The following is a 4,951-nucleotide window of genomic DNA, read 5'->3' as shown; positions in this document are numbered from 1 at the left end:
GATATCGAAAACGATGCCTTTTCGCCATGGGAGGCGCATATTTCCGAATGCGCGCGACTGGAAAACGTCACCGCCAAGATTTCCGGCGTGATCGCCTATGCCGGCGCGGACTGGAGCACGGAGAAACTGCGCCCCTATATCTCCCACGTCATCGACGCCTTCACCTTCGACCGCGTCGTCTGGGGCTCGGATTTTCCGGTCTGCACGATCCATGCAAGCCTCGAGGACTGGGTGGCGAGCATCAAGGACATTGTTGCGGAGGCGACGCCGGAGGAGCAGGAAAAGCTGTTCTCCGAGAACGCCACCCGCGTTTACCGGCTCTAGAAAACATCACCACGGAGAAAACCCATGCAGCGCATAGGAATGGTCATCAAGCTCAACGCCGACAAGGTTGCGGAATACAAGAGGCTGCATGCCGATGTCTGGCCGGAGGTGCTGGACATGATCAAGCAGTGCAATATCCGGAACTACACCATCTTTCTGCGCGAGCCGGAGAACCTGCTGTTTTCCTATTACGAATATACCGGCGAGGATTACGAGGCCGATCAGGCAAAGATGGCGGCGCACCCCAAGACCCAGGAATGGTGGTCGGTCTGCATGCCCTGCCAAAAGCCGCTCGATACGGCAAAGGACGACGAATGGTGGATCGAGATGGAAGACGTATTCCACCTCGATTGAAGTGCTTTGAGGCGCCTCGCGGAGCGCGCCTCAGATCTTCTTCACGAATTCCGATTTCAGCTTCATCGCGCCGAAACCATCGATCTTGCAGTCGATATTGTGATCGCCTTCCACGAGGCGGATGTTCTTCACCTTGGTGCCCACCTTGAGAACCTGGCTCGAGCCCTTGAGCTTCAGGTCCTTGATCACGGTCACCGTATCGCCATCGGTCAGGAGATTGCCGTTGGCGTCGGTAAATTGCGGTTCGTCGCTTTGGTCGGCTCCGGGCGACCATTCATTGCCGCATTCGGGGCACATGAACAGAGCGCCATCCTCATAGGTGTAAACCGACTGACATTTGGGACAGGGCGGCAATTCGCTCATGATCATCCTCATGGTGTTGGCGCTGCGATGAGCGGGATAGCACCGGGAAGAGCGCGGGACGCATATGCCGGTGATCGAAAACCCGAGCTTGGTAGTGCGAAACGCAAGGTTTGTCGAGTGCGGACGGATTGCCGCATGGCTTCCGGATAAAGCGCAGCAGCCGGGCTGGAAAACACGCAACACCTTCAGCGCCCCTTGCATTCCATCCAAATTTGAATAATCTATTCAGATAAGAATGATGCTTTAACCTGAAGGAGGAGCAGGTGTCAGAGAATGCTCGCAATCCGGCGCAAAGCTGGACGGCGGTTCGCGCCCCGCGCCCCATCGTGATCTTCGGCGGCGGCTCGATCGTGGGCGATGCCCATATGCCGGCCTACCGCATGGCCGGCCTGCCGGTCGCCGGTCTCTACGATATTGATCCCGAGCGCACCGCCAAGGTCGCCGGCGAGTGGGATATCACCCCGTTCGCAAGCGTTGAGGCGGCGGCGGCCGTGCCCGGCGCGATCTTCGACCTCGCTCTGCCGCCGGTTGCCCATGTGGATGTGCTAAACCGCCTGCCCGATGGCGCGGCCGTGCTGATACAGAAGCCGATGGGCCGCAATCTCGACGAGGCGACAGCCATTCTGGAAATCTGCCGCGCGAAGAAGCTGACAGCCGCGGTGAACTTCCAGCTCCGCTTCTCGCCGATGATGCTCGCCATCCACGATCTATATGAAAGCGGCGCGCTCGGCGAATTGGTCGATGTCGAGATGCATGCCAACATGATGACGCCCTGGGACCTCTGGCCTTTCCTGAAGTCCATGGACCGCGTCGAGATCCTGCTGCACTCGATCCACTATCTCGACCTGATCCGCCATTTCCTCGGCAATCCTGCCGGCGTTCACGCCCGCACCATGGGCCACCCGCTGTCGACCATGGCCCAGACCCGCACCTCGGCGATCCTCGACTACCCCGAGCCCGTCCGCGCCGTGCTGTCGATCAACCACAATCACGATTTCGGCCCGAAATTCCAGGACTGCTACTTCCGCTTCGAGGGCACGAAGGGCGTCGCGACGACAACGCTCGGTGTCAACCTGAACTATCCGAAGGGCGTGCCGGACGAATTGTGGTTCTGCGAAAAGGGCGGCGAATGGCAACAGATCCCGCTTTCCGGCACCTGGTTCCCCCATGCCTTCATCGGCGTGATGAGCAATCTCCAGCGCTTCGTCGCCGACGATGATGCCGAACTGGTCACCTCGGTCGAAGACGCCTGGAACACCATGGCGCTGGTCGAAGCCGCCTACCAGTCGAGCGCCTCGCCCGCGACGCCCATCAAGGAAAAACCATGACTGCTGAGACTGACGACCTGCCGCTTGCCGGCGTGCTGGTGCTGGACATGTGCCAGTTCCTTTCCGGCCCCTACTGTTCGCTGCGCCTTCAGGACCTCGGCGCCCGGGTGATCAAGATCGAGCGCCCCGGCCTCGGCGACCTGTCGCGCCGGCTCTACCTCTCCGACACCGAGATCGGCGGCGATTCGACCATCTTCCACGCCATCAACCGTTCCAAGGAGAGCCTCGCCATCGACATGAAGGACGAGGCCGACCTGGCGGCGCTGCGCAAGCTGATCGGCAAGGCCGATGTCGTGCTGCAGAATTTCCGCCCCGGCGTGATCGAGCGGCTTGGCCTCGATTACGAGACGGTCAAGGCATTCCATCCGGGCGTCGTCTACGGCTCGATTACCGGTTATGGCGACGAAGGCCCATGGGTCTCCCGTCCGGGACAGGACCTGCTTGCCCAGGCGCGTTCCGGCGTGATGTGGCTGAACGGCGACGAGGATCAGGGTCCCGTTCCCTTCGGCCTCGCCATCGCCGACATGCTGGCAGGCGCGGCGCTCTGCCAGGGCGTGCTTGCCGCGCTGGTGAAGCAGGGTCGCACCGGCAAGGGCGCCCATGTCGAGACCAGCCTGCTCGAAGCGCTGATCGACTTCCAGTTCGAGGTGCTGACCACGCATCTCAACGACGGCAGACGCCCGCCAAAGCGCTCGGCCTATCGCTCCGCGCATGCCTATCTCTCCGCCCCCTACGGCGTCTATCCAACGGCCGACGGCTATCTGGCGCTGGCGATGATGCCGATCGACCAGCTTGCCGACGTGCTCGGCATCGGCGCGCTCGATCCCTACCGCGGCAAGCCCGATCTCTGGTTTTCCGCACGCGACGACATCAAGCGGATCATCGCCGACGTGCTGAAGGAGCAGACCACCGACCATTGGCTTTCCATTCTGGAGCCGGCGGACGTCTGGTGCGCCAGGGTGCTGGACTGGCCGGAACTGATGGATCACGCCGGTTTCAAGGTGCTCGACATGCTGCAGACCGTGACGCGCGACGATGGCATCGCAATCCAGACCACGCGCTCGCCCATCCGGGTCGACGGCAAACGCATGCAAACCCGCCGCGCGGCGCCGAAGATCGGCGAGCAGAGCGCCGCCATACGCGAGGAATTCGAACTGTGACGATTAGACTGAAAGGCATGACCTGGAGCCACCCCCGCGGCTATGACCCGATGGTGGCGAGCGCCCGGCTGTGGCAGGAAAAAACCGGCGTTTCGATCGAGTGGGACAAGCGCAGCCTCCAGGATTTCGAAAGCTTCCCCGTCGAGGAACTGGCCCGGCAATACGACATGATCGTCATCGACCACCCGCATGTGGGCCAGATCACAGCGGAAAACTGCCTGGCGCCGCTTGATGTCGAGGGTCGCGAAGATGAGCGCAAGGCGCTTGCGGAAGGCTCCGTCGGTGCATCCTATCCGAGCTACAACTATAATGGCCGCCAATGGGCCTTCCCGCTGGATGCCGCAAGCCAGGTGATGGCTTACCGGGAAGACCTGCTGGCCTCGGTTCCCGATGACTGGGAAAGCCTGATCGGCCTCGCCCGCGAGGGCCGCGTCTTGCTGCCGCTGCGCCCGCCCCACAGCCTGATGACATTCTACACGCTCGCCGCCAATATCGGCACGCCCTGCCGCAATGATGGCCCCGGGCCGCTGATCGGCGAGGCGGACGGCATTGCCGTCTACGAGATGCTGGCGGAGCTTGCGAGCCTCGTGCCCGCGGACAACTTCGCGATGGACCCGATCGCGGTGCTCGAGGCGCTTGCCGCCCCCGGATCGAAAGCCGTTCTCTCGCCCTATATCTACGGCTATGTGAACTATGCGATGGACGGCTTCCGTCCGCATCGCCTGACCTTTACCGATATCCCGGCGCTTGCGGACAATGGCCCTTGCGGCTCCGCGCTCGGCGGCACCGGCATTGCCGTTTCGGCCTTTTCGCAAAACAGGCAGGCCGCCATCGACTATGCCTATTGGGTGGCGGGCGGCGCGGTTCAGTCCGGGCTCTACCCCGAAGCGGGCGGTCAGCCCGGCCACGACGCCGGCTGGGCCGACGACGCCGTCAACGCCAGGACCCATGATTTCTACCGCAACACCCGCAAGACGCTGGAAACCGCCTATCTGCGACCGCGCCATAACGGCTATATGCGCTTCCAGGCAGAGGCTTCCGAGGCGCTTAACGAAGCGCTCAGGGACGGCGCCACCCCGCACGCAACAATCGCCCGCCTCAACCGGCTTTTCGAGGAGAGTTTCTGATGGAGCGTCCGCGCCATTTCGAGGACATTGCCGTCGGCGAGGAACGCCGCACCTATGGCCGCACGATCACCGAGACGGATTTCGTGGTCCATGCCGGCCATACCGGCGATTTCTTTCCGCATCACATGGATGCCGAGCACATGAAATCGACGCCGTTCGGCCAGCGCATCGCCCATGGCACGATGACGTTTGCGATCGGCATCGGGCTTTCGGCATCGGAAATCAACCCGCTCTCCTTCACCTATGGCTATGAGCGGCTGCGCTTTCCGAAACCCGTCTTCATCGGCGACACCAT

General features: G+C 62.2%; 7 protein-coding genes. 6 read left to right on the top strand and 1 reads right to left on the bottom strand.

Going from position 1 to position 4,951, the window contains the following annotated elements:
- Both B4E36_RS14825 and B4E36_RS14820 read left to right on the top strand, forming a co-directional pair.
- On the top strand, positions 1 to 324 hold a 324-nt coding region (locus tag B4E36_RS14825; RefSeq protein WP_345900518.1), incomplete at its 5' end, for an amidohydrolase family protein.
- A gap of 24 nt (positions 325 to 348) precedes the next feature.
- Entirely contained in the window at positions 349 to 678 is a 330-nt protein-coding gene (locus B4E36_RS14820; protein WP_292058334.1) for an L-rhamnose mutarotase, read from the top strand.
- Between the two features lie 30 nt (positions 679 to 708).
- Here the strand turns inward: B4E36_RS14820 and B4E36_RS14815 are convergent, their stop codons facing one another.
- Positions 709 to 1,041 carry a zinc ribbon domain-containing protein YjdM gene (locus B4E36_RS14815; RefSeq protein WP_292058333.1) on the bottom strand — a complete coding sequence of 111 codons (333 nt, stop codon included), beginning with the start codon at positions 1,039 to 1,041 and terminating at the stop codon, positions 709 to 711.
- A gap of 263 nt (positions 1,042 to 1,304) precedes the next feature.
- On the opposite strand from B4E36_RS14815, the gene B4E36_RS14810 reads away from it, so the two are divergent.
- The 4 genes from B4E36_RS14810 to B4E36_RS14795 form a co-directional block, all read left to right on the top strand.
- On the top strand, positions 1,305 to 2,369 hold the full coding sequence (locus tag B4E36_RS14810) for a Gfo/Idh/MocA family protein (RefSeq protein WP_292058330.1): 1,065 nt from the start codon (positions 1,305 to 1,307) through the stop codon (positions 2,367 to 2,369).
- Positions 2,366 to 3,529 (top strand): CaiB/BaiF CoA transferase family protein, encoded by a 1,164-nt coding sequence (locus B4E36_RS14805; RefSeq protein ID WP_292058328.1) that lies wholly within the window; start codon positions 2,366 to 2,368, stop codon positions 3,527 to 3,529. The genes B4E36_RS14810 and B4E36_RS14805 overlap by 4 nt, the downstream gene beginning before the upstream one ends.
- A 17-nt stretch (positions 3,530 to 3,546) precedes the next feature.
- Positions 3,547 to 4,656 carry an ABC transporter substrate-binding protein gene (locus B4E36_RS14800; RefSeq protein ID WP_292058382.1) on the top strand — a complete coding sequence of 370 codons (1,110 nt, stop codon included), beginning with the start codon at positions 3,547 to 3,549 and terminating at the stop codon, positions 4,654 to 4,656.
- Positions 4,656 to 4,951 (top strand): MaoC/PaaZ C-terminal domain-containing protein (locus tag B4E36_RS14795; protein ID WP_345900517.1); only part of this gene is annotated, 296 nt, incomplete at its 3' end. The genes B4E36_RS14800 and B4E36_RS14795, both read left to right, overlap by 1 nt.

Source organism: Martelella sp. UBA3392 (assembly GCF_002358775.1).
In the GTDB taxonomy this organism is placed as follows: Bacteria; Pseudomonadota; Alphaproteobacteria; order Rhizobiales; family Rhizobiaceae; genus Martelella; species Martelella mediterranea.
The sequence above is the reverse complement of the archived record's forward strand: the minus strand, read 5'-3'. Positions and strand labels throughout refer to the sequence as shown.